This is a genomic window from Microbacterium gilvum, assembly GCF_039543865.1.
In the GTDB taxonomy this organism is placed as follows: domain Bacteria; phylum Actinomycetota; class Actinomycetes; order Actinomycetales; family Microbacteriaceae; genus Microbacterium; species Microbacterium gilvum.
In genome coordinates, this window is sequence record NZ_BAABKO010000001.1 from 428,993 (window position 1) to 452,308 (window position 23,316).

Here is a 23,316-nt window from a genome sequence, read left to right on the forward strand (position 1 = left end):
CACGCCATCGCCCCCCGCCCCACGCCGCCCGAGGTCGACCGCGCAGCGGCGTCCCGCAAGGCGGTCGCGGCACGCCGTGCGCGCGCCGCGCTCAAGCGCGACCTCTCGACGCGCGTCGTCACGCCGCAGGAGGCGCTCCGCCGTGCGACGGCCGACCCGCAGTCGGCCGCGGGCACGATGCGCGTGCCCGAGTTCCTCACGGCGCTCCCCGCCATCGGGGAGGGCAAGCGCGACCGCATCCTCGCGGAGCTCGCGATCTCGCCCGTCAAGCGCCTCGGCGGCCTCGGCACGCGCCAGCGACGTGCACTGGAGGAGTGGCTCGACCGCCGCATGCCGGAGCCGCAGGCGCGTCCCGCGCGCAGCCGGCTGCTCGTGCTCGCCGGACCCACGGCGGTGGGCAAGGGCACCGTCGCGGCCCACATCCGCGCGCACCATCCCGAGCTCCACCTCTCGGTCTCGGCGACGACGCGCGACCCGCGCCCCGGCGAGGTCGACGGCGAGCACTACTTCTTCGTCGACGACGCGGAGTTCGACCGCCTCATCGCGGAGGGCGAGCTGCTGGAGTGGGCCACGGTCCACAACCGACACCGGTACGGCACCCCGCGCGGTCCCATCGACCGCGCCCTCGCCGACGGCAAGGCCGTGCTGCTCGAGATCGACCTGCAGGGCGCGCGCCAGGTACGCGAGGCGGAGCCGTCGGCCACGCTCGTGTTCCTCCTGCCGCCGAGCTGGGACGAGCTCACCGCGCGCCTCGTCGGCCGGGGCACGGAGGACGCCGAGGAGCGCGCGCGGCGCCTGCGCACCGCGAAGGTCGAGCTGGCCGCTCAGGGTGAGTTCGACTTCCGCGTCGTGAACGCCGACGTCGCCGAAGCCGCGCAGCAGGTCGTAGACTTGATCCAGGCGCCCGCGCGCTGATCGTCGCGCGCCATCGCCACGGATTCGCCGAGCGGCATGGGCCGCTGAACAGGAGGACTGCTATGAGCAGCGAGAACAAGGGCATCATCGACCCGCCGATCGACGAGCTTCTCGACCGCGTCGACTCGAAGTACCAGCTCGTGATCTACGGCGCGAAGCGCGCCCGCCAGATCAACGACTACTACACCGACCTGCACGAGGGGAACCTGTTCGACAACGTCGGCCCTCTCGTCGACTCGTCGGTGGAGGACAAGCCGCTCACGATCGCGCTGCACGAGATCCACCAGGACAAGCTGCGCCTGCGCGCCGCGGAGTGATCGCGGCCGCGTAGCCGAATCCTCGTCTCGAGGGCCTCCGTCACTCGCGTGTCGGGGGCCCTCGCCATACTGGAGGGCGCGAGGCGAGAGCCCGCGCCCGCTGCATCGTCTGGAGCCGCCATGAGCCTGCGCCTGTTCACGTCCGAGTCCGTCACCGAGGGCCATCCCGACAAGATCTGCGACCAGATCTCCGACAGCATCCTCGACGGCCTCCTCGCCGTCGACCGCGAGAGCCGCGTGGCCGTCGAGACGCTCGTCACGACGGGGCTCGTGCACGTCGCGGGCGAGATCCGCACGGACGGCTACGTCGAGATCCCCGCCATCGTGCGGAGCGTCATCAACCGCATCGGCTACACCTCGAGCGAGATGGGCTTCGACGGCGACTCGTGCGGCGTGAGCGTGTCGGTGGGCGAGCAGTCGAGCGACATCGCGCACGGCGTCGACACGGCGCTCGAGCACCGCGACGGCTCGTCGGCCGACCGGTTCGACGCACTCGGCGCCGGAGACCAGGGAATCATGTTCGGCTTCGCGACGAACGAGACGCCCGAGCTCATGCCGATGGCGGCATGGACGGCGCACCGCCTCGCCGAGCGGCTCACCGAGGTCCGTCGCAACGGCGACCTGCCGTTCCTGCGCCCCGACGGCAAGACGCAGGTGACGCTCGGCTACGAGGGCTTCACGCCGAAGACGGTCGACGCCGTCGTGCTCTCCACGCAGCACCACCCCAAGATGACGCAGGAGGAGCTGCACGCGGAGATCGCCGAGAAGGTCATCGCGCCCGTCCTCGCGCGCACGGGCCTCGATGCAGACGGCGTGAAGCTCTACATCAACCCCGCCGGCCCGTTCGTGACCGGCGGCCCGAAGGGCGATGCGGGCCTCACGGGCCGCAAGATCATCATCGACACGTACGGCGGCGCCTCACGGCACGGCGGCGGCGCCTTCAGCGGCAAGGACCCCTCCAAGGTCGACCGCTCCGCGGCGTACGCCATGCGCTGGGTCGCGAAGAACGCCGTCGCGGCGGGGCTCGCCGACCGGCTCGAGGTGCAGGTCGCGTACGCCATCGGCAAGGCGAACCCCGTCGGGCTCTACGTCGAGACGTTCGGCACGGGCAAGACGTCCGACGACGTCATCACGGCCGCCATCCGCGAGGTGTTCGACCTGCGACCGGCGGCGATCATCGAGGACCTCGATCTGCTGCGGCCGATCTACGCGCGCACGGCGGCGTACGGCCACTTCGGCCGCGAGCTCCCCGAGTTCACGTGGGAGCAGACGACGCGCGTCGACGCGCTCCGCCGCGCCGCGGGCCTCTGACCGAGGGGTCGGGCATGTCGCGCCGCATCGCGCGCGTGCAGCTCGACTCGCCGCTGCCGCAGCTCGACCGGCTGTTCGACTACGCCATCCCCGACGAGCTCGCGGACGCGACGACGCCGGGTGTGCGCGTGAAGGTCCCGCTGCGCTCGGCTGGCCGGATGGTCGAGGGCTTCGTCGTCGAGGTCGACGCCGAGGACGACGCCGACCGCCCGCTCTCGGAGATCGACCAGGTCGTCTCGCCCGCCCCGGTGCTGCCTGAGCGGCTGCACCGGCTCGCGCGCGCCGTCGCCGACCGTGCGGCGGGGTCGGCGGCCGACGTGCTGCGGCTCGCCGTGCCGAAGCGCATGGTGCGGGCCGAGAAGGCGTGGCTCGCGTCCGACGGCGCCGAGACGCCCGTCGTCCTCAGCGCCGAGCGCGCGGCCGCGTCCGCGGTGCTCGCGGAGTTCCCCGACCTCGAGGAGAGGCTGCGAGCGGGGGAGCGGCTCGCCGTGGACGCGCCGCCGCGGCTCGACGAGGGGCGACCCGCGTGGGCGCGTCTGCTCGCCGCAGCGGCGGCGACGACGCTCGCGGGCGGGCGGTCCGCGATCGTCGCCGTGCCCGACCACCGCGATCTCGATCTCCTGCAGGAGCAGCTTCTGCGCCTCGTCCCGGATGCCGCGCTCGTGCGCCACGACGCAGGCCAGTCGGGCCCCGAACGCTACGCGGGGTACCTCCGCACGCTCGAGGCCGCGCCCTGCGTCGTCATCGGCAATCGGTCGGCCGTCTACGCGCCGGTGGTCGATGCGGGGCTCGTCGCCCTCTGGGACGACGGGGACACGCTGCTGGAGGAGCCCCTCGCGCCATACGCCCACGCGCGGGACGTGGCGCTCGTGCGCCAGAGCCTGGATGGATGCGCGCTGCTGTTCGCCGCGCATACGCGCACGGCCGACGTCGAGCGCCTCGTCTCGATCGGCTTCGTCGGGGAGGCGCCCGCCGCGCGCCGCGCGAGCCCGCGCGTCGTGCTCGCGACGGCGCAGGAGCACGAGCAGACATCGGCGCGCATCCCGTCGGCGAGCTTCCGGGCCGTCCGCGACGCTCTCGAGACCGGCCCCGTCCTCGTGCAGGTGGCGCGTCCGGGCTACGCCCCCTCGCTCGTGTGCGCCGACTGCCGCACGCCGACGCGCTGCGCGCACTGCGGCGGCCCGCTGCACGCGCACGCCCGCGGAGCCACGCCCGTCTGCGGCTGGTGCGGGCGGTCGGCGCACGCATGGACGTGTCAGAACTGCGCGTCGACGCGCCTGCGGCTGTCCTCCTCTGGCAGCGAGCGGACGGCCGACGAGCTCGGCCGCGCGTTCCCGGGGGCGCGCGTCGTCGTGGCGGACGGCGCCCATCCCGTGCGCGAGGTCGACGACCGCCCGGCGCTCGTCATCGCGACGCGCGGGGCGGAGCCGATCGCGCCGGCGGGGTACCGCGCGGTGCTGCTGCTCGACGGCGATCGCATGCTCCAGGCCCCCGACCTCCGGATCGGCGAGGCGTGCCTGAGGTGGTGGTCCAACGCCGCCGCCCTCGCCGCTCCGGGCGCGCCCGTCCACCTCGTCGGAGTGACCGGCCCGGTGGGGCGCGCGCTCGCGAGCTGGACGCAGCCGACCTACGCGCGCGGCGAGCTCGCCGAGCGCGCCCCGCTGAGGATGCCGCCCGCGGCCCGGGTCGCGAGGGTCGAGGGGGACCACGCGGCGGTCGACCGCGCGCTGCGCTCGCTCGCCGACGACGTGCCGGGCCTCGGTGGCGACGCCGTGCTCGGACCCGTCCCGATCGAGCGCGACGGCGCGCCGGGCGCCCGTGCGCTCGTGCGCTTCGACTACGCGCGGGGCGCCGCCGTCACCCGGTCGCTGCGCGCCTCCGTCCTCTCCGCCGCGATGAGCGCGCGCGGGCGGGGAGGCGGGAAGGACCGCCGTCGCAGCGCGCGGATCCCGCTCGCGGTGCGCGTGGACATCCCCGACCCCGAGCTCTGACCCGCCGGATCCCCGACCCCCGGCGCGGCCCGCCGGAGCACAGGGCGCCTGCGGTGCGGCCCGCCTAGACTCGAGGGGATGACCGCCTCGCCCCCGCTCCGCCTCGTGTTCGCCGGCACCCCGGAGGCGGCCGTCCCGTCGTTGCGTGCCCTCCACGCCGCCGGCCACGAGATCGCGGCCGTCGTGACGCGTCCCGACGCCCCGCTCGGCCGCAAGCGCGTTCTCACGCCGTCGCCCGTCGCCGCGGCGGCGGAGGCTCTGGGCCTCGCCGTCGTCAAGGCCGCGCGGCTCGATGCCGAGGCGACGGAGCGGATCTGCGCGCTCGACGCCGACCTCGCGGTGGTCGTCGCCTACGGCGGGCTCGTCCGCGAACCGCTGCTCTCGACCCCGCGGCACGGCTGGATCAACCTGCACTTCTCCCTGCTCCCGCGGTGGCGCGGCGCGGCGCCCGTGCAGCACGCCCTCATCGCGGGCGACGCGCAGCTCGGCACGGCCGTGTTCCGGCTCGTGCCCGAGCTCGACGCGGGCGACGTCTTCGCGCAGGAGGTCGTCGCCGTGCCGGACGGCGCGACAGCGGGGGAGGTGCTCGACCTCCTCGCCGAGACGGGCGCGTCCCAGCTCGTCCGCGTCGTCGGGGCGATCGCCGACGGCACCGCGGAGGCGGTACCGCAGGAGGGAGAAGCCACCGCCGCGCCGAAGCTCGCCCTCGCCGACGGCCTGCTCGACTGGGCGCGGCCCGCGGCGGAGGTGCACGCGCGGTACCGCGGCGTCACACCGGAGCCCGGCGCCCACACGCTTCTCGAGGGCGCGCGCGTGAAGGTGCTCGCGATGGAGCGCGCGGACGGAGAGGACGCCCTCGCCCCGGGGGCGACGCGCGCGGCGAAACGGGGCATCCTCGTCGGCACCGCGACGTCGCCGCTCCTCGTCACGCGCATCCAGCCCGCCGGGAAGGGCGCCATGGCCGCCGCCGACTGGCTGCGCGGGCAGCGCGACGACGTGAGGTTCGGCGCATGAGCGGCCGCGAGGGCGCCCGCCGCGCCCCCGTGCAGCTCGCGCGGCAGGTCGCCTACGTCGTGCTCCGCGCCGTCTCCGAGTCCGATGCCTACGCCAACCTGCTCCTCCCGCGCGAGATCGCGCGGGCGGGCATCGGCGGCGCGGACGCCGCGCTCGCGACCGAGCTGACGTACGGAACGCTGCGGCGGCTCGGCACGTACGACGCCATCATCCGCATGGCCGCCGACCGCGAAACGGAGACGATCGACCCTCCCGTCCTCGACGCGCTGCGGCTCGGCGTGCACCAGCTGCTGGCCACACGCGTCGCGCCGCATGCGGCCGTGAACGAGTCGGTCCAGCTGGCACGTGAGGACGCCGGTCCGCGCGCGGGCGGGTTCGCGAACGCGGTGCTGCGGCGCGTGGCACAGGACGACGCCGACACGTGGACGGCGCGACTGGCCGACGCGGCGCGGTCCGACGACGAGCGCCTCGCGCTCACCGCCTCGCATCCCGTGTGGGTCCTCCGGGCGCTGCGCCGGGCCCTCGCCGCCGAGGGGCGCGCCGACGAGCTCGACGCGCTCCTCGCAGCCGACAACGCGGCTCCGGGGGTCACGATGGCGGCGCTCCCCGGCCTCGCCGAGCCGGACCGCGAGCGCACGCCGTTCTCGCCCGTCGGGTTCCGACTGGGCGGCGGCGATCCGGAGCCGGCCGTGCGGGCATCAGGCGGCCGCGTGCGCGTGCAGGACGAGGGCTCGCAGCTCGTCGCCCTCGCACTCAGCCGGATGGCGCCGATCGCGCAGGGGGAGCGGTGGCTCGACCTCTGCGCGGGGCCGGGCGGCAAGACGGCGCTGCTCGCGGCGGAGGCGCTGGCGGGCGGCGCCGCCCTCGACGCGAACGAGCTCGTGCCCGCGCGCGCGGGGCTCGTCCGCCGGGCGATCGCGCCGGTCCCGCTCGACGTCGACGTGCATGAGGGCGACGGCCGCGCGCTCGCCCATGACCGCGCCGGCGTCTACGACCGGATCCTCGTGGACGCTCCGTGCACGGGGCTCGGCGCGCTCCGCCGCCGTCCGGAGGCCCGCTGGCGGAAGCGGCCGTCCGATGTGGCGGAGCTCGCGGACGTGCAGGCGGAGCTGCTCGACGCCGCGATCGGCGCGCTGCGTCCCGGCGGGGTCGTCGCCTACGTGACGTGCTCGCCGCACCTCGCCGAGACCTCCGCCATCGTCGGGGCGGCACTCGCGCGGCACGCCGGGCGGGTGACCGAGCTCGACGCCCGTGCGGCGCTGCAGTCGGTCGCCCGCACGCCGCTCGACCTCTCCGCGCCGCACACGGGCGGCGGGCATGCCCAGCTGTGGCCGCACCGGCACGGCACGGACGCGATGTTCCTCGCGCTCCTGCGCCGGGAGGCGTGAGCGTCGGTGCGACGGCGATAATGGACGGGTGAGCCTCCCCGCCGCCCCGCGCATCAATCCGAGCATCCTGTCGGCCGACTTCGTCAACATGCAGGCCGACCTCGAGCGGATCGCCTCGGCGGACTTCGTGCACGTCGACGTCATGGACAACCACTTCGTGCCGAACCTCACGTTCGGGCCGCAGATGGTGCGGCGCATCCAGGAGACGAGCCCTGTCCCGCTCGACGTGCACCTCATGATCTCGGATGCCGACCGCTGGGCGCCGGGGTACGCGGAGCTGGGCGCCGCGAGCGTCACGTTCCATCTGGAGGCGGCGCACGACCCCATCGGGCTCGCGCGCCGACTGCGGGCGATCGGGGCGAGGGCCGGCGTCGCGCTCAAGCCGGGGACGGGCGCGGAGCGCCTCTACGAGCACCTGCACGAATTCGACCAGATCCTCGTGATGACGGTCGAGCCCGGCTTCGGCGGGCAGTCGTTCATGCCCGAGACGATGCCCAAGCTGCGCGCCCTCTCCGATGAGGCCCGGCGTGTCGGCGCGGCGGTCTGGTTCCAGGTCGACGGCGGGATCTCGGAGACGACGATCTCCCGTGCGGCGGAGGCGGGCGCCGACACGTTCGTCGCGGGCTCCGCGGTGTTCGGCGCGCCCGATGTCGACGTCGCGATCGCCGATCTGCGGGCCCTCGCCGCCGAGCACGTCCACGCGACCCGGTAGCCTGGGAGGGTGAAGAACTTCGACGACCTGTTCGCCGAGCTGGCCGACAAGGCCGTGACGCGCCCCGAGGGCTCGGGCACCGTGAAGGAGCTCGACGCGGGCATCCACTTCATCGGCAAGAAGATCGTCGAGGAGGCGGCCGAGGTCTGGATGGCCGCGGAGTACGAGACCGACGCGGAGGCGGCCGAGGAGATCTCCCAGCTGCTCTACCACCTGCAGGTGCTCATGCTCGCGAAGGGGCTCACCCTCGAGGACGTGTACCGACATCTGTGAGCCGCTCCGCTCCTCCGTCTGACACCCCGATCGAAAGCCCCCCCATGCTCCGCATCGCCGTTCCCAACAAGGGATCGCTGTCCGAGACCGCCGCCGAGATGCTCGCTGAGGCCGGCTACGCCGGCCGCCGCGACTCCAAGTCCCTGCACCTCATCGACGCCGCCAACGACGTCGAGTTCTTCTACCTGCGCCCCCGCGACATCGCCACCTACGTCTCCGCGGGCGCGCTCGACGTCGGCATCACGGGACGCGACCTCCTCCTCGACGTGCGGATGCGCGCGCGGGAGATCGAGACGCTCGGCTTCGCGACGTCCACCTTCCGCTTCGCGGCCCCTCCCGGGCGCTTCGCGGGCGTCGGCGACCTGGATGGCGCGCGCATCGCGACGTCGTACCCCGGTCTCGTCGACTCGTTCCTCGACTCGCACGGCGTGGCCGCCGACCTGGTGCCGCTCGACGGCGCGGTGGAGTCGGCCGTCGAGCTCGGCGTCGCCGACGCGATCGCCGACGTCGTCGAGACCGGCACGACCCTGCGGCAGGCGGGCCTGGACATCTTCGGCCCGGTCATCCTCGAGTCGGAGGCCGTGCTCATCCAGGGTCCGAACGACCACCCCGGCGTCGAGACCCTGCTGCGGCGCCTCCGCGGCGTGATGGTCGCTCGCCAGTACGTGCTGCTCGACTACGACCTGCCGGCCGCGCTCGTCGACCGCGCCGTGGAGATCGCCTCGGGCATCGAGTCGCCCACCGTCTCGCCGCTGCGCGACCCCGAGTGGGTCGCCGTGCGCGTCATGGTGCCGCGAAAGGGCGTCAACCGCGTCATGGACGACCTGTACGCGATCGGCGCCCGCGCCATCCTCGTGTCGGCCATCCACAACGCGCGTCTCTGATGGGCGTCATCACGCGCGTCATCCCGTGTCTCGACGTCGCGGCCGGCCGCGTCGTCAAGGGCGTGAACTTCGAGAACCTGCGCGAGATGGGCGATCCCGTCGAGCTCGCGCGGCAGTACTTCGACCAGGGCGCGGACGAGCTGACGTTCCTGGACGTCACGGCGACGGTCGATGAACGCGCGACGACCTACGACGTCGTGCGGCGCACGGCCGAGCAGGTGTTCATCCCGCTCACGGTCGGCGGCGGCGTGCGCTCGGTCGACGACGTCTCGCGGCTGCAGGCCGTCGGCGCCGACAAGGTCGGCGTGAACTCCGCCGCCATCGCGCGTCCCGGCCTGCTCGACGAGATCGCCGACCGGTTCGGCGCGCAGGCGCTCGTGCTCTCCCTCGACGTGAAGCGCTCGCAGCGCACGCCGTCGGGGTTCGTCGTGACCACGCACGGCGGCAAGAAGGAGACCGACCTCGACGCGCTCGCCTGGGCGCGTGAGGCGATCGAGCGCGGGGCGGGAGAGCTCCTCGTCAACTCCATCGACGCCGACGGCACGAAGGCCGGGTTCGATCTCGAGCTCGTCGCACTCATGCGCGGGCTCTCGACGGTGCCGGTCATCGCCTCGGGCGGGGCGGGGGAGCCCTCGCACTTCGCGCCCGCCGTGCGCGCGGGGGCCGACGCCGTGCTGGCGGCGAGCGTGTTCCACTCCGGCCAGATGACGATCGGCGATGTGAAGGCCGCTCTCGCGGCAGACGGGATCGAGACGCGATGACCGGGGAGAGCATCCCGAGCGTGGACGAGCGCATCGCGCGCGTCCGCTTCGACGCGCACGGGCTCGTGCCTGCCGTCGCGCAGCAGTGGGACACCCGCGAGGTGCTCATGCTGGCGTGGATGAACGCCGACGCGCTCCGCGAGACCCTCACATCGGGTCGTGCGGTCTACTGGTCGCGCTCGCGCCGGGAGCTGTGGCGCAAGGGCGACACGTCCGGCCACGTGCAGATCGTCAAGGACGTGCGTCTCGACTGCGACGGCGACGTCCTCCTCGTCTCCGTCGACCAGATCGGCCCCGCCTGCCACACCGAGACGCGCACATGCTTCGACACCGACCTCGACCGGGCCGACGTGGGCGACCGCGGCCTGCACCCGGTGGTCGGATGACGGCGTCCGAGCACAGCGGGCGGATGGCGCGGGCGCGGTCGATCGCGGTCCTCGCGGCGCTCGTCGGCGCCGCGGCGGCGCTCATCGGCTCGACCCAGACCTGGCTCGTCGCGACCGTCGCGGGAGCCGCGCTCCCGGTGACGGGGGCGGAGGCGGTGTCCGTCATGCAGCCGCTGGCCCTCGCGGCGCTCGCGCTGTCGCTCGTCCTGTCGATCGCCGGCCGCGCTGTGCGCTACGTGCTCGGAGCGGTCGCGCTCGTCGCGGGAGGGGCGATCGGGTGGCTGAGCCTCGCGCTCGTCGCCGACCCGTCGCCGACCGCCGCCGCCGGCCCCGTCACCGAGCACACCGGCATCGCGGGGGCCGAGGCCGTCTCCGAGCTCGTCACGGCCCTCGCGCTCACGCCGTGGCCCGCGATCACCGTGGCGGCGGGCCTGCTCGTCGCGGCCGCCGGTGCGTGGACCCTCGCCACGGCGCACGCCTGGCGACGCGGAGGGCGCCGCTACGAGAACGGCGGCCGGCGGGCCGCCGCGGACGACGGCGCGCCGCTCGATGCCGTCGACTCGTGGGACGACCTGTCGCGCGGCGACGACCCCACCCGCTGACGGGGGCGGCGGACGAGGCGTCCGCACCGCCCCGATAGACTGTTCGACGTTCCCAGCAGCCTTGGAGGATGACACGTCATGACCAACCCGATCGGTGACCCCGGACACGGACACTCGCCCGCCGCCTGGACCGGCGTGCTCATCATGCTCGTGGCGCTCTCGATCGCCACCGTCGCGCTGTTCGTGTGGGTCCCGTGGCTGCTCGTGGCCTCGTCCGTGCTCTTCGTGCTCGGCCCCATCGCGGGCTGGATCGTGTCGAAGGCCGGCTACGGCGTCCGCGGACCCAAGTACGCGCCCAGGGCCCACTGATGTCGCTCCTGGCCGACCTCACGGCCGGGGCCGTCGAAGACGCCGAGGCGCGGCGGGCGCTCCGCCCGCTCGCCGAGGTCGAGAGCGCAGCCGCCGCCCAGGCGCCTGCGCTCGACGTCTTTGCGGCGCTCCGGCCCGCCGACCGCGTGAAGATCATCGCGGAGGTGAAGCGGGCGAGCCCCTCGCGCGGCGACCTCGCGGCGATCCCCGATCCCGCCCACCAGGCGGCGCTGTACGAGCAGGGGGGAGCGTCCGCGATCTCCGTGCTCACCGAGCAGCGCCGCTTCAAGGGCAGTCTCGCCGACCTCGCGGCCGTCAAGGCCCGCGTCGGCGTCCCCGTGCTCCGCAAGGACTTCGTCGCGACGCCCTACCAGGTCGTGGAGGCACGCGCCGCCGGCGCCGACATCGTCCTCCTCATCGTCGCGGCGCTCGAGCAGCACGTGCTCGAGGAGCTCTTCTCGCTCACCGTCTCGCTCGGGATGACCCCGCTCGTGGAGGCGCACTCCGCCGACGAGGTCGCACGGGCCGCTGGCCTCGGCGCGCGCCTCATCGGCGTGAACGCGCGCGACCTCTCGACCTTCGAGCTCGACCGCGACCTGTTCGGCCGGCTCGTCGAGGGCATCCCCGACGGCGCCGTGCGCATCGCGGAGTCGGCTGTGCTGGAGCCCGCCGACGTCGCGCACTACCGTGCGGCGGGTGCCGACGCGGTGCTCATCGGCGAGGCCCTCGTCACAGGCGACCCCGTCGCGACGCTCGGCGCGTTCCTCGCCGCGGGCGACGCGCCGGCACGGAAGGAGACCGCATGACCCTGCGCGACCAGCCCGGACCGTTCTTCGGCGAGTTCGGAGGGCGCTACATGCCCGAGTCCCTCATCGCCGCGATCGACGAGCTCGCCGACGCGCACGCGCAGGCGATGGCCGATCCGGCCTTCCAGGCCGAGCTCCAGGGGCTCCTCGTCGACTACGCCGGACGCCCCTCGGCGCTGACCGAGGTGCCCCGCTTCGCCGAGCACGCGGGCGGCGCGCGGATCTTCCTCAAGCGCGAGGACCTGAATCACACGGGCAGCCACAAGATCAACAACGTGCTCGGCCAGGCGCTCCTCACGCGGCGTCTCGGCAAGACGCGCGTCATCGCGGAGACCGGCGCTGGCCAGCACGGCGTCGCCACCGCGACGGCCGCCGCCCTCTTCGGCCTCGAGTGCCGCATCTACATGGGCGAGGTCGACACCGAGCGGCAGGCTCTCAACGTGGCGCGCATGCGGCTGCTGGGCGCCGAGGTCGTCGCCGTGAAGACGGGCTCGCGGACCCTCAAGGACGCCATCAACGAGGCGTACCGCGAATGGGTGGCGACCGTCGAGACGACGAACTACATCTTCGGCACGGCGGCCGGCCCGCACCCGTTCCCTGCCATGGTGCGCGACTTCCAGAAGATCATCTCGGAGGAGGCGCGCGCGCAGCTGCTCGACCGCGCGGGGCGGCTGCCCGACGCCGTCCTGGCGTGCGTGGGAGGCGGCTCGAACGCGATCGGCATGTTCGACGCGTTCATCGACGACGAGGACGTGCGCCTGTACGGGGTGGAGGCGGCCGGCGACGGCGTCGACACGCCGCGCCACGCGGCGTCGATCGAGCGCGGCCGTCCGGGCGTGCTGCACGGTGCACGCACCTACGTGCTGCAGGACGAGGACGGGCAGACCGTCGAGTCGCACTCGATCTCGGCCGGGCTCGACTACCCCGGCGTCGGGCCGGAGCACTCCTGGCTCGCGTCGATCGGCCGCGCCGAGTACATCCCAGCGACCGACGCGGAGGCGATGGAGGCGCTGCGGCTGCTGAGCCGCACGGAGGGGATCATCCCCGCCATCGAGTCGGCGCACGCCCTCGCGGGCGCGCTGCGCATCGGCCGGGAGCTCGGTCCGGACGCCGTCCTCGCCGTGTGCCTCTCGGGCCGCGGCGACAAGGACATGGACACCGCCGCCCGCTGGTTCGGGCTGTACGACGAAGGAGCCGACGCGTGAGCCGGGTCGAGAGCGCCATCGCGAAGGCGCACGCCGAGGGGCGCGGCGCGTTCGTCGGGTACCTGCCGGTCGGCTATCCCGATCTCGCCACGAGCATCGAGGCGGCCGTCGCCCTCGCCGAGAACGGCGTCGACGTCATCGAGCTCGGCCCGCCCTACAGCGATCCCGTCATGGACGGCCCCGTCATCCAGGAGGCGACCACGGCCGCCCTCGCGGCGGGCTACCGCACCGAGCACCTGTTCACGGCGCTGCGGGAGATCACCGCGCGCACCGACGTCCCGGTCGTCGTCATGACGTACTGGAACCCCGTCGCGCAGTACGGCGTCGACCGCTATGCCGACGACGTGCTCGCCGCGGGGGGCGCGGGCCTCATCACGCCAGACATCACGCCCGACGCCGCGGCCGACTGGATCGCGGCATCCGAGCGCACGGGCCTCGACCGGGTCTTCCTCGCCGCGCCGACGTCGTCGGACGCACGGCTGGGGCTCATCGTCGGCGCCTCCACGGGCTTCGTCTACACCGTCTCCACCATGGGCATCACGGGGGAGCGCGCCGAGCTCGACGCGGCCGCCCGCTCGCTCGTCGGCCGACTGCGCGCGCAGGGAGCCGTCCGCGCGTGCGTCGGCATCGGCGTGTCCACGGCCGCGCACATCGCCAGCATCGTCGAGTACGCCGACGGCGCGATCGTCGGCACGGCGCTCGTCAAGGCGCTTCGCGACGGCGGCGTGGACGGCCTCGCGGCCAAGACGCGCGAGCTCGCCGCCGGCACCCGGCGCTCCTGAGCGCATCCCGGAAGGAAATAGACTCACGATCATGCTGTCCTCCGCCCTGGCGCCCATCGTCACGAGCATCCCCAGCCCCGACGTGTCCTACTGGGACATCGGCCCGCTGCGCATCCACTTCTACGCGCTGTGCATCATCGCCGGCATCGTCGTCGCGACGATCCTCACGAACCGCCGCCTCACGCGGCGCGGGGGCGAGCCGTGGGTCGTCATCGACATCGCGCTGCTCGCCGTGCCGCTGGCGATCGTGGGGGCGAGGATCTACCACGTGCTCACGCACTGGGGCTTCTACTTCGGCGAGGGCTCCAACCCGTGGAACCCGACCCAGCCGGGATCGGTGTGGGCGATCTGGGAGGGCGGCATCGCCATCTTCGGCGCACTCCTCGGCGGCGCGCTCGGCGCCTGGCTCGGCTGCAAGTGGACCGGCATCCGCTTCCTGACGTTCGCCGACGCCCTCGCACCCGGCCTGCTCCTCGCGCAGGCGCTCGGGCGCTTCGGCAACTGGTTCAACCAGGAGCTCTACGGCTGGCCGACCGACCTGCCGTGGGGGCTCGAGATCGACGCCGACAACGCGGCCTTCCCTCCCGGCCTCCCGGAGGGCACGCTCTTCCACCCGACGTTCCTCTACGAGGTCGTCTGGAACCTGCTCGGCGTCGCGGTGCTGTTCGCCCTCGGACGGAAGCAGTTCTTCCAGTGGGGGCGCCTGTTCGCCGTCTACCTCATCTGGTACGGCGCGGGACGTGTCGTCTGGGAGAGCATCCGCATCGACCCGAGCGAGATCATCCTCGGCCTCCGCACCAACGTGTGGGGCGCCATCCTCGCGATCGCCGTGGGCGTCGTGGTGCTCGTGGTGCAGGGCAGGCACACAGGCGTCGAGCCGTCGCCGTACCGCCCAGGACGCGGGCGCAAGGACGCCGAGGCGCTACAATCGCAAGGAACCCCGGACGACTACGTCGACATCAGCGCACCCACGATGTCGGTAGACGTTCCTGAGGCCGCCGCCACAAGCACTGCAGCCGCGAAGTAGGACCGCTTCGCCGGACATCGAGGCGCGGTCCCTCGCGAGCCGGCGAACCAGCACGCAAGGGCCGACGTCGTCCCTCTTTCAGTCACCACCTTGAGGACGGTAGGCATGGCATCGAGCCCCCGTTACGGCGCACCCGGAGCGCTCCCGCCCCGGCAGGGCATGTACAACCCCGCGTTCGAGAAGGACGCCTGCGGTCTCGCGATGGTCGCGACGCTGCGCGGCGAGGCGGGGCACGACATCGTCGACCTCGCGCTCGAGGCGCTCCGCAACCTCGAGCACCGCGGCGCCATCGGCTCCGACGCGGGCACGGGAGACGGCGCGGGCATCCTCACGCAGATGCCCGACGCGTTCCTGCGCGCCGTGGCGGGCTTCGAGCTCCCGGTCGTCGGCGAGTACGCCGCCGGTCTGTCGTTCCTCCCGCTCGACGCGGACGAGCGCGACGCGCAGAAGCAGGGCATCGCGGCCATCGCCGCCGCGGAGGGACTCGCGGTGCTCGGATGGCGCGAGGTCCCCGTCGACCCCGCGCACCTCGGCCGTCTCGCGGGCGAGGCCATGCCGGCGATCGAGCAGGTCTTCCTCGCGAGCGCCCAGGCCGCCAACCAGCCCGCGCTCTCCGGCATCGAGCTCGACCGCCGGGCGTACCGGCTGCGCAAGCGCGCCCAGCACGAGCTCGATGCGTACTTCGTGTCGCTCTCGAGCCGCACGCTCGGCTACAAGGGCATGGTCACGACGCTCCAGCTCGAGCCGTTCTACCTCGATCTGCAGGACGAGCGGTTCGCGACCGAGCTCGCGGTCGTGCACTCCCGCTACTCCACCAACACGTTCCCGTCGTGGCCCCTCGCGCAGCCGCTCCGGATGATCGCCCACAACGGCGAGATCAACACGGTGGGCGGCAACCGCAACTGGATGCGGGCGCGGCAGTCGCAGCTCGAGAGCGAGCTGCTCGGCGACATCCGCCCGCTGCTGCCCATCTGCAGCGACTCCGAGAGCGACTCGGCGTCGTTCGACGAGGTGCTCGAGCTCCTCACCCTGACGGGCCGCAGCCTCCCGCACGCGATGCTCATGATGGTGCCGGAGGCGTACGAGAAGAAGGCCTACGTCGATCCCGACCTGCGCGCGTTCTACGAGTACCACGCGGGCCAGATGGAGCCGTGGGACGGCCCCGCCGCCCTCATCGGCACCGACGGGACCCTCGTGTGCGCCACGCTCGACCGCAACGGCCTGCGTCCCGGACGCTGGACCGTGACGAAGGACGGGCTCGTCGTCATCGGCTCCGAGACCGGCGTGCTCGACTTCGCTCCCGAGCGCATCGAGCGCCGAGGCCGGCTGCGTCCTGGCACGATGTTCGTCGTCGACACGGCGGAGGGCCGCATCATCGCCGACGACGAGGTGAAGTCGCGCGTCGCGGCCCTCGAGCCGTGGCAGGAGTGGCTCGACAAGGGCACGGTGCGCCTCGCTGACCTTCCGGAGCGCGAGCACCTCGTGCACCCGATCGCGTCGATCACGCGTCGCCAGCGCACCTTCGGCTACACCGAGGAGGAGGTGAAGATCCTGCTGCGCCCGATGGGCCAGAACGGCGTCGAGCCGCTCGGAGCGATGGGATCCGACACCCCCATCGCCGTGCTCAGCGAGCGCCCGCGCCTGCTGTTCGACTACTTCACGCAGCAGTTCGCGCAGGTGACGAACCCGCCGCTCGACTCCATCCGCGAAGAGGTCGTCACGAGCCTCAAGCTCGGTCTCGGGCCGGAGCCGAACCTGCTGTCATGGGGCCCCGAGCACGCCAGGAGCGTCATCCTCGACTTCCCCGTGATCGACAACGACGAGCTGGCGAAGATCCAGCACGTCGACAGCGCCCTGCCCGGCCGCACGTCCGTGACGCTGCGATCGCTGTACCGCGTCTCCGCGGGCGCCAAGGGACTGCAGAAGCGCCTCGAGCAGCTGTGCGCCGAGGCCGACCGCGCCGTCGAGGACGGTGCGGAGTTCCTCGTCATCAGCGACCGCGACTCGAACCAGGACCTCGCGCCCATCCCGTCGCTGCTCGCCGTCTCGGCCGTGCACCACCACCTCATCCGCCGCGAGACCCGCATGAAGGTGGGGCTCGTCGTCGAGGCCGGCGACGTCCGCGAGGTGCACCACGTCGCGACGCTGCTCGGCTACGGTGCGACCGCCGTCAACCCCTACCTCGCGATGGAGACGGTCGAGTACCTCGTCCGCTCCGGCGCGATCAGCGGCGTGACCCCCGAGAAGGCCGTCCGGAACCTCATCTACGCGCTCGGCAAGGGCGTGCTGAAGATCATGTCGAAGATGGGCATCTCGACCGTGTCGTCGTACACGGGCGCGCAGGTGTTCGAGGCCGTCGGCCTCTCGTCGGCGTTCGTCGAGCGGTACTTCACGGGCACCGAGTCGAAGATCGAGGGCATCGGCCTGGAGGAGGTCGCGCGCGAGAACGCCGCTCGGCACGCGTTCGCGTATCCCGAGGACGGCGCCGTGCGCGCTCACGAGCGCCTCTGGACGGGCGGCGAGTACCAGTGGCGCCGCGACGGCTCGCCCCATCTCTTCAGCCCGGAGACCGTCTTCAAGCTGCAGCACTCCACGCGCACCGGCAGCTACGAGATCTTCCGCGAGTACACGCAGCTCGTCGACCGCCAGGCGGAGGAGCTGAAGACGCTCCGCGGCCTGTTCGCGTTCAAGAAGGGCGCCCGACCGGCCGTGCCGATCGACGAGGTCGAGCCGATCTCAGAGATCGTCAAGCGGTTCTCCACGGGCGCCATGAGCTACGGGTCGATCTCGCGCGAGGCGCACGAGACCCTCGCGATCGCCATGAACCGCATCGGCGGCAAGTCGAACACGGGCGAGGGCGGCGAGGACGTCGACCGGCTGCTCGACCCGGAGCGCCGCAGCTCGATCAAGCAGGTCGCCTCCGGGCGGTTCGGCGTGACGAGCATGTACCTCACCCACGCCGACGACATCCAGATCAAGCTCGCCCAGGGCGCCAAGCCCGGTGAGGGCGGTCAGCTGCCCCCGGGCAAGGTGTACCCGTGGGTCGCGCGCACGCGCCACGCGACGGCGGGCGTCGGCCTGATCTCGCCCCCGCCGCACCACGACATCTACTCGATCGAGGACCTCAAGCAGCTCATCTTCGACCTGAAGCGGTCGAACCCCGCCGCGCGGATCCACACGAAGCTCGTCAGCCAGTCGGGCATCGGCGCGGTCGCCGCGGGTGTCGCGAAGGCGCTCAGCGACGTCATCCTCGTCTCCGGGCACGACGGCGGAACGGGCGCGAGCCCGCTCAACTCGCTCAAGCACGCGGGGACGCCGTGGGAGCTCGGCCTCGCCGAGACCCAGCAGACGCTCATGCTGAACGGCATGCGCGATCGCGTCGTCGTGCAGGTCGACGGGCAGATGAAGACGGGGCGCGACGTCGTGATCGGCGCTCTGCTCGGTGCGGAGGAGTTCGGCTTCGCCACGGCTCCGCTCGTCGTGAGCGGATGCATCATGATGCGCGTGTGCCACCTCGACACCTGCCCCGTGGGGGTCGCGACGCAGAACCCGGTTCTGCGCAGCCGCTTCACCGGCAAGGCCGAGCACGTCGTGAACTTCATGGAGTTCGTGGCGCAGGAGGTGCGCGAGTACCTCGCCGAGCTCGGCTTCCGCTCCATCGAGGAGGCCGTGGGCCACGTCGAGGTGCTCGACATCGACCGCGCCGTCGACCACTGGAAGGCCGACGGCCTCGACCTCTCGCCCGTTCTCGAGGGCCCCGCGTTCTCGGACGACGAGCCCCGTCGTCACGCCCGCGACCAGGATCACGAGCTCGAGGAGCACTTCGACGTGCAGCTCATCGAGCGCGCAGCCGACGTCATCGAGAACGGCGGCCGCATCGAGATCGACCTGCCCGTGCGCAACACCGCGCGTGCTGTGGGCACGATGCTCGGCCATCGCGTGACGAAGGCGCAGGGCGAGAACGGCCTCCCGGCGGGATCCATCACCGTGACGCTGCACGGCTCGGCCGGCCAGTCGTTCGGCGCGTTCCTCCCGAACGGCATCACGCTGCGCCTCGAGGGCGACTCCAACGACTACGTCGGCAAGGGGCTCTCCGGCGGTCAGATCGTCGTCCGGCCCGCGGCCGGGGCGACCTTCGACGCCGCCGAGAACGTCATCGCCGGCAACGTCATCGGCTACGGCGCCACGCAGGGCACGCTGTTCCTGCGCGGCATGGTCGGCGAGCGGTTCTTCGTCCGCAACTCCGGGGCGACCGCCGTCGTCGAGGGCGTGGGCGACCACGCGCTCGAGTACATGACGGGCGGGCTCGCGGTCATCCTCGGCCGCACCGGCCGCAACCTCGGCGCCGGCATGTCGGGCGGCACGGCCTACGTGCACAAGCTCGACGAGAAGCTCGTCAACCGCGAATCGCTCGCCTCGGGCGAGCTCACGCTGGGCCCGCTCGGCTCCGGCGACGTCGAGATCCTCCGCGACCTGCTCGAGCAGCACGTCGCCGAGACCGACTCCGAGCTGGCCAAGCGCCTGCTCGACGACTTCGAAGAAGAGGCGCAGAACTTCGTGCGGGTGCTCCCGCGCGACTACGCCGCCGTGCTGGAGACCCGGCAGGCCGCCGTCGCGGAGGGGCTCGACCCCGATGGCGACGTCGTCTGGAACCGCATCATGGAGGTGACGGGTGGCTGACCCGAAGGGCTTTCTGAAGACCACGGAGCGCGAGCTCCCCGCGCGCCGTCCCGTGCCCGTGCGCATCCTGGACTGGAAGGAGGTGTACGAGCCGGGCGACCAGGCCGTGCTCCGCCGCCAGGCCGGGCGCTGCATGGACTGCGGCGTGCCGTTCTGCCATCAGGGCTGCCCGCTGGGCAACCTCATCCCGGAGTGGAACGACCTGACGTGGCGCGGCGAGGGCCGCGCCGCCATCGAGCGCCTCCACGCGACGAACAACTTCCCGGAGTTCACGGGCCGGCTCTGTCCCGCGCCGTGCGAGTCGTCGTGCGTGCTCGGCATCAACCAGCCCGCCGTCACGATCAAGCAGATCGAGGTCTCCACGATCGACCAGGCGTTCGCGAGCGGATGGGTCGAGGCGAAGCCCCCGGCCCGCCTCACCGGCAAGACGGTCGCGGTCGTCGGATCGGGCCCCGCCGGGCTCGCCGCGGCTCAGCAGCTCACGCGCGCCGGCCACACGGTCGCCGTCTACGAGCGCGACGACCGCATCGGCGGCCTGCTGCGCTACGGCATCCCCGACTTCAAGATGGAGAAGACCCACATCGAGGCGCGCCTGCGCCAGATGCAGGACGAGGGCACCCGGTTCCGCGCGGGCGTCGAGATCGGCGTCGACATCACGTGGGACGAGCTCCGTGCGCGCTACGACGCCGTCGTGGTCGCGACGGGTGCGACGGTGCCGCGCGATCTGCCCATCCCCGGTCGGGAGCTCGACGGCGTGCACTACGCCATGGAGTACCTCGTCGAGTCGAACAAGGCCGTCGCGGGCGACAAGGTCGCCAACCAGATCACGGCCGAGGGCAAGCACGTCGTCGTCATCGGCGGCGGCGACACGGGAGCCGACTGCATCGGCACGGCGCACCGCCAGGGCGCCCTCAGCGTGACGAACCTCGCGATCGGCAAGCGGCCGTCCGACGAGCGCCCCGACCACCAGCCGTGGCCCATGATGCCGCAGGTGTTCGAGGTCTCCTCTGCCCACGAGGAGGGCGGAGAGCGCCAGTTCCTCGCCTCGACGGTGGAGTTCGTCGGCAACGACGCGGGCGAGGTCCGCGCCCTCGTCGTGGCCGAGACCGAGTTCGTCGACGGCCGCCGCGTGCCGAAGGCGGGCACCGAGCGCGAGATCCCCGCGGATCTCGTGCTCGTGGCGATGGGCTTCACGGGCCCCGAGCGCGAGCAGCTCGAGGGCCAGCTCGAGACGCGCTTCACGGCGCGCGGCAACGTCGACCGGGACGGCGCGTTCCAGACCTCGACGCCCGGCGTGTTCGTGGCGGGCGACGCGGGACGCGGCCAGTCCCTCATCGTGTGGGCCATCGCGGAGGGCCGCTCGGTCGCCGCGGAGGTGGACGCGTACCTCATGGGCGACACGCAGCTGCCGGCTCCCGTGAAGCCGACCGACGTGGCCATCGGCCTCTGACCCCGTGCACATGCGGCGACGGCCGGGAGCTCCCTGCGGGGGCACCCGGCCGTCACCGTGTGGACATGAAGCGGATGCCCCGGTGCGCGTAGGGTGGGACGTGCATCCGGAACATCCGCGGCGCGCGTTCGTGCGGAGCGCGCAGCCGACCCGACGGACGCGGATGCGTCCACAACAGAAGAAGCAAGCAGTGCGGAAGGCAAGCTTTTGAGACGAGCCAAGATCGTCGCCACGCTGGGCCCGGCGACCTCGACCAAGGAGACTGTGAAGTCCCTCATCGAGGCCGGCCTGGATGTGGCGCGCTTCAACCTCAGCCACGGTGACTACTCCGTGCACGACAACAACTTCGCGAACGTGCGGGCCGCGGCCGAGGAGATCGGCAAGCCCGTGGCGATCCTCGTCGACCTGCAGGGTCCGAAGATCCGCCTCGGCAAGTTCGCCGACGGACCCCACGAGCTCGCCGAGGGCGACATCTTCAAGATCACCACCGAGGACATCCTCGGCACGAAGGAGATCGTCGGCACGACCTTCAAGGGCCTGCCGCAGGACGTCAAGCCGGGCGACTTCCTCCTCATCGACGACGGCAAGGTGCGGGTCAAGGTCGTCGAGACCGACGGCACCGTCGTCACGACCGAGGTCGTCGTCGCGGGCGCCGTGTCCAACAACAAGGGCATCAACCTGCCGGGCGTCGCGGTCAACGTGCCCGCCCTGAGCGAGAAGGACGAGGCGGACCTCCGCTACGGCCTGCGCAACGGTGCCGACATCATCGCGCTGTCGTTCGTGCGCAGCGCCAAGGACGTGCAGCGCGCCCACGTCATCATGGCGGAGGAGGGACGTCGCGTCCCGATCATCGCGAAGGTCGAGAAGCCGCAGGCGGTCGACAACCTCGAGGAGATCATCGACGCGTTCGACGGCATCATGGTCGCGCGCGGCGACCTCGGCGTGGAGCTCCCCCTCGAGGCCGTGCCGATCGTCCAGAAGCGCGCGGTCGAGCTGTCGCGCCGGATGGCGAAGCCCGTCATCGTCGCCACGCAGATGCTCGAGTCGATGATCTCGAGCCCCGTGCCGACGCGCGCGGAGACGAGCGACGTCGCCAACGCCGTCCTCGACGGAGCCGACGCCGTGATGCTCTCCGGCGAGACGAGCGTGGGCGACTACCCCGCGATCACGGTGCAGACCATGGCGCGCATCGTCGAGTCGACCGAGGAGCACGGCCTGGAGCGCATCGCGCCGCTCACCAACAAGCCGCGCACGCAGGGCGGCGCCATCACGCTCGCCGCGATCGAGGTCGCCGACTTCGTGGACGCGAAGTTCCTCTGCGTGTTCACGCAGTCGGGCGACTCGGCGCGCCGCATGTCGCGACTGCGGTCGCCGCGCCCCATGATCGCGTTCACGCAGGACGAGGCGATCCGCCGCCGGATGGCCCTCACCTGGGGCATCCGCTCGGCCCTCGTCGAGCAGGTCGAGCACACCGACCGGATGTTCCTGCAGGTCGACGACCACCTGCTGTCGAACGACCTCGCGAAGGTCGGCGACAAGGTGATCGTCATCTCCGGATCCCCTCCCGGGATCTCGGGCTCGACGAACGACCTGCGCGTGCACCGCGTGGGCGACGCCGTGCACGGCGCCGCCCCCGTGTACAAGAAGCAGTAGGCGCGACGCGCCAGGAGCGGGGCCCGGTTCAGCACCGGGCCCCGCTCGCTGTATCGTCGAGTGCGCATGCCGGTGTGGCGGAATGGCAGACGCGGGGCACTCAAAATGCTCTGCCCGAAAGGGCGTGTGGGTTCGACCCCCACCACCGGCACGAACTCCCAGCTGACCTACCTCTAGGATGGAACGGTGACCGAAGAGCAGACCGAGAAGAGCACCGCGACGGCGCCCCGTCGTGTGGTGGTCGCCGAAGACGAATCCCTCATCCGCCTCGACATCGTCGAGATCCTGCGCGACAACGGCTACGACGTCGTCGGCGAGGCGGGCGACGGCGAGACGGCCGTGGCGCTCGCGACCGAGCTGCGCCCCGACCTCGTCATCATGGACGTGAAGATGCCGCAGCTCGACGGCATCAGCGCCGCCGAGAAGCTCAGCAAGAACCACATCGCGCCCGTCGTCCTGCTCACGGCGTTCAGCCAGAAGGAGCTCGTGGAGCGCGCCAGCGAGGCCGGTGCGCTGGCCTACGTCGTGAAGCCGTTCACCCCGAACGACCTGCTGCCCGCGATCGAGATCGCACTGGCCCGCCACGACCAGATCATCACGCTCGAGGCCGAGGTGACCGACATGGTCGAGCGCTTCGAGACCCGCAAGCTCGTGGACCGCGCGAAGGGCCTCCTCAACGAGAAGATGGGCCTGTCCGAGCCGGAGGCGTTCCGCTGGATCCAGAAGGCGTCGATGGATCGCCGCCTCACGATGCAGGACGTCGCGAAGGCCATCATCGAGCAGCTCGCGCCCAAGAAGGGCTGAGCCCCGCACGCATCCCGAAAGGGCCGGATCTCCTCGGAGATCCGGC

The 23,316-nt window shown here is 72.5% G+C and carries 21 protein-coding genes and 1 tRNA gene; all 22 read left to right on the top strand.

The features are described 5' to 3' along the window. Positions 1 to 6 precede the first annotated feature (6 nt). The gene (gene gmk / locus ABD998_RS02185) at positions 7 to 915 is read left to right on the top strand and encodes a guanylate kinase (RefSeq protein WP_345436895.1); all 909 of its coding nucleotides are present in this window, start codon (positions 7 to 9) and stop codon (positions 913 to 915) included. Positions 916 to 977: 62 nt separating this feature from the next. After that, positions 978 to 1,232 carry a DNA-directed RNA polymerase subunit omega gene (rpoZ, locus tag ABD998_RS02190; RefSeq protein ID WP_345435484.1) on the top strand — a complete coding sequence of 85 codons (255 nt, stop codon included), beginning with the start codon at positions 978 to 980 and terminating at the stop codon, positions 1,230 to 1,232. Between the two features lie 120 nt (positions 1,233 to 1,352). Next, the gene (metK, locus tag ABD998_RS02195; RefSeq protein WP_345435486.1) at positions 1,353 to 2,543 is read left to right on the top strand and encodes a methionine adenosyltransferase; all 1,191 of its coding nucleotides are present in this window, start codon (positions 1,353 to 1,355) and stop codon (positions 2,541 to 2,543) included. Positions 2,544 to 2,557: 14 nt separating this feature from the next. Further along, positions 2,558 to 4,534: a primosomal protein N' family DNA-binding protein gene (locus tag ABD998_RS02200; RefSeq protein ID WP_345435488.1), complete on the top strand. Its 1,977-nt coding sequence runs from the start codon at positions 2,558 to 2,560 to the stop codon at positions 4,532 to 4,534. A gap of 78 nt (positions 4,535 to 4,612) precedes the next feature. After that, positions 4,613 to 5,548 (top strand): methionyl-tRNA formyltransferase, encoded by a 936-nt coding sequence (gene fmt / locus ABD998_RS02205; RefSeq protein ID WP_345435490.1) that lies wholly within the window; start codon positions 4,613 to 4,615, stop codon positions 5,546 to 5,548. Then, positions 5,545 to 6,936: an RsmB/NOP family class I SAM-dependent RNA methyltransferase gene (locus ABD998_RS02210; protein ID WP_345435492.1), complete on the top strand. Its 1,392-nt coding sequence runs from the start codon at positions 5,545 to 5,547 to the stop codon at positions 6,934 to 6,936. The genes fmt and ABD998_RS02210 overlap by 4 nt, the downstream gene beginning before the upstream one ends. Positions 6,937 to 6,964: 28 nt before the next feature. Further along, the gene (gene rpe, locus ABD998_RS02215; protein ID WP_345435494.1) at positions 6,965 to 7,648 is read left to right on the top strand and encodes a ribulose-phosphate 3-epimerase; all 684 of its coding nucleotides are present in this window, start codon (positions 6,965 to 6,967) and stop codon (positions 7,646 to 7,648) included. 9 nt (positions 7,649 to 7,657) lie between these two features. Next, positions 7,658 to 7,921, top strand: coding sequence for a phosphoribosyl-ATP diphosphatase (locus tag ABD998_RS02220; protein WP_345435496.1), 264 nt, complete (start codon positions 7,658 to 7,660; stop codon positions 7,919 to 7,921). 44 nt (positions 7,922 to 7,965) lie between these two features. After that, positions 7,966 to 8,805 (top strand): ATP phosphoribosyltransferase, encoded by an 840-nt coding sequence (gene hisG / locus ABD998_RS02225; protein ID WP_345435498.1) that lies wholly within the window; start codon positions 7,966 to 7,968, stop codon positions 8,803 to 8,805. Next, on the top strand, positions 8,805 to 9,566 hold the full coding sequence (gene hisF / locus ABD998_RS02230; RefSeq protein WP_345435500.1) for an imidazole glycerol phosphate synthase subunit HisF: 762 nt from the start codon (positions 8,805 to 8,807) through the stop codon (positions 9,564 to 9,566). Before hisG ends, hisF begins: the two co-directional genes overlap by 1 nt. Next, a complete protein-coding gene (gene hisI / locus ABD998_RS02235; RefSeq protein WP_345435502.1) occupies positions 9,563 to 9,952 on the top strand; it encodes a phosphoribosyl-AMP cyclohydrolase in 390 nt (129 codons plus the stop codon). Before hisF ends, hisI begins: the two co-directional genes overlap by 4 nt. Further along, entirely contained in the window at positions 9,949 to 10,554 is a 606-nt protein-coding gene (locus tag ABD998_RS02240; RefSeq protein WP_345435504.1) for a Trp biosynthesis-associated membrane protein, read from the top strand. The genes hisI and ABD998_RS02240 overlap by 4 nt, the downstream gene beginning before the upstream one ends. Positions 10,555 to 10,632: 78 nt before the next feature. Further along, positions 10,633 to 10,863, top strand: a complete 231-nt coding sequence (locus ABD998_RS02245; protein WP_345435506.1) for a DUF6704 family protein — start codon at positions 10,633 to 10,635, stop codon at positions 10,861 to 10,863. Then, positions 10,863 to 11,669, top strand: coding sequence for an indole-3-glycerol phosphate synthase TrpC (trpC, locus tag ABD998_RS02250; RefSeq protein ID WP_345435508.1), 807 nt, complete (start codon positions 10,863 to 10,865; stop codon positions 11,667 to 11,669). Before ABD998_RS02245 ends, trpC begins: the two co-directional genes overlap by 1 nt. Beyond that, positions 11,666 to 12,874 carry a tryptophan synthase subunit beta gene (gene trpB, locus ABD998_RS02255; protein ID WP_345435510.1) on the top strand — a complete coding sequence of 403 codons (1,209 nt, stop codon included), beginning with the start codon at positions 11,666 to 11,668 and terminating at the stop codon, positions 12,872 to 12,874. Before trpC ends, trpB begins: the two co-directional genes overlap by 4 nt. After that, positions 12,871 to 13,656: a tryptophan synthase subunit alpha gene (gene trpA, locus ABD998_RS02260; RefSeq protein ID WP_345435512.1), complete on the top strand. Its 786-nt coding sequence runs from the start codon at positions 12,871 to 12,873 to the stop codon at positions 13,654 to 13,656. Before trpB ends, trpA begins: the two co-directional genes overlap by 4 nt. Positions 13,657 to 13,687: 31 nt before the next feature. Then, a complete protein-coding gene (gene lgt, locus ABD998_RS02265; protein ID WP_345435514.1) occupies positions 13,688 to 14,683 on the top strand; it encodes a prolipoprotein diacylglyceryl transferase in 996 nt (331 codons plus the stop codon). Between the two features lie 105 nt (positions 14,684 to 14,788). Further along, positions 14,789 to 19,363 (top strand): glutamate synthase large subunit, encoded by a 4,575-nt coding sequence (gene gltB / locus ABD998_RS02270; RefSeq protein ID WP_345435516.1) that lies wholly within the window; start codon positions 14,789 to 14,791, stop codon positions 19,361 to 19,363. Then, entirely contained in the window at positions 19,356 to 20,813 is a 1,458-nt protein-coding gene (locus ABD998_RS02275; RefSeq protein WP_345435517.1) for a glutamate synthase subunit beta, read from the top strand. Before gltB ends, ABD998_RS02275 begins: the two co-directional genes overlap by 8 nt. Positions 20,814 to 21,020: 207 nt before the next feature. Next, the gene (gene pyk / locus ABD998_RS02280) at positions 21,021 to 22,466 is read left to right on the top strand and encodes a pyruvate kinase (protein WP_345435518.1); all 1,446 of its coding nucleotides are present in this window, start codon (positions 21,021 to 21,023) and stop codon (positions 22,464 to 22,466) included. A gap of 68 nt (positions 22,467 to 22,534) precedes the next feature. Next, a tRNA-Leu gene (locus ABD998_RS02285) sits at positions 22,535 to 22,617 on the top strand. Between the two features lie 35 nt (positions 22,618 to 22,652). Next, positions 22,653 to 23,270, top strand: coding sequence for an ANTAR domain-containing response regulator (locus tag ABD998_RS02290; protein WP_345435519.1), 618 nt, complete (start codon positions 22,653 to 22,655; stop codon positions 23,268 to 23,270). Positions 23,271 to 23,316 lie beyond the last annotated feature (46 nt).

Coding starts and splice junctions, on each gene's coding strand:
- ABD998_RS02210 (WP_345435492.1), top strand. CDS start 5,545: ATGAGCGGCCGCGAGGGCGCCCGCCGCGCCCCCGTGCAGCTCGCGCGG.
- gltB (WP_345435516.1), top strand. CDS start 14,789: ATGGCATCGAGCCCCCGTTACGGCGCACCCGGAGCGCTCCCGCCCCGG.
- rpoZ (WP_345435484.1), top strand. CDS start 978: ATGAGCAGCGAGAACAAGGGCATCATCGACCCGCCGATCGACGAGCTT.
- hisF (WP_345435500.1), top strand. CDS start 8,805: ATGGGCGTCATCACGCGCGTCATCCCGTGTCTCGACGTCGCGGCCGGC.
- ABD998_RS02200 (WP_345435488.1), top strand. CDS start 2,558: ATGTCGCGCCGCATCGCGCGCGTGCAGCTCGACTCGCCGCTGCCGCAG.
- ABD998_RS02240 (WP_345435504.1), top strand. CDS start 9,949: ATGACGGCGTCCGAGCACAGCGGGCGGATGGCGCGGGCGCGGTCGATC.
- lgt (WP_345435514.1), top strand. CDS start 13,688: ATGCTGTCCTCCGCCCTGGCGCCCATCGTCACGAGCATCCCCAGCCCC.
- fmt (WP_345435490.1), top strand. CDS start 4,613: ATGACCGCCTCGCCCCCGCTCCGCCTCGTGTTCGCCGGCACCCCGGAG.
- metK (WP_345435486.1), top strand. CDS start 1,353: ATGAGCCTGCGCCTGTTCACGTCCGAGTCCGTCACCGAGGGCCATCCC.
- ABD998_RS02245 (WP_345435506.1), top strand. CDS start 10,633: ATGACCAACCCGATCGGTGACCCCGGACACGGACACTCGCCCGCCGCC.
- hisG (WP_345435498.1), top strand. CDS start 7,966: ATGCTCCGCATCGCCGTTCCCAACAAGGGATCGCTGTCCGAGACCGCC.
- trpB (WP_345435510.1), top strand. CDS start 11,666: ATGACCCTGCGCGACCAGCCCGGACCGTTCTTCGGCGAGTTCGGAGGG.
- hisI (WP_345435502.1), top strand. CDS start 9,563: ATGACCGGGGAGAGCATCCCGAGCGTGGACGAGCGCATCGCGCGCGTC.
- trpC (WP_345435508.1), top strand. CDS start 10,863: ATGTCGCTCCTGGCCGACCTCACGGCCGGGGCCGTCGAAGACGCCGAG.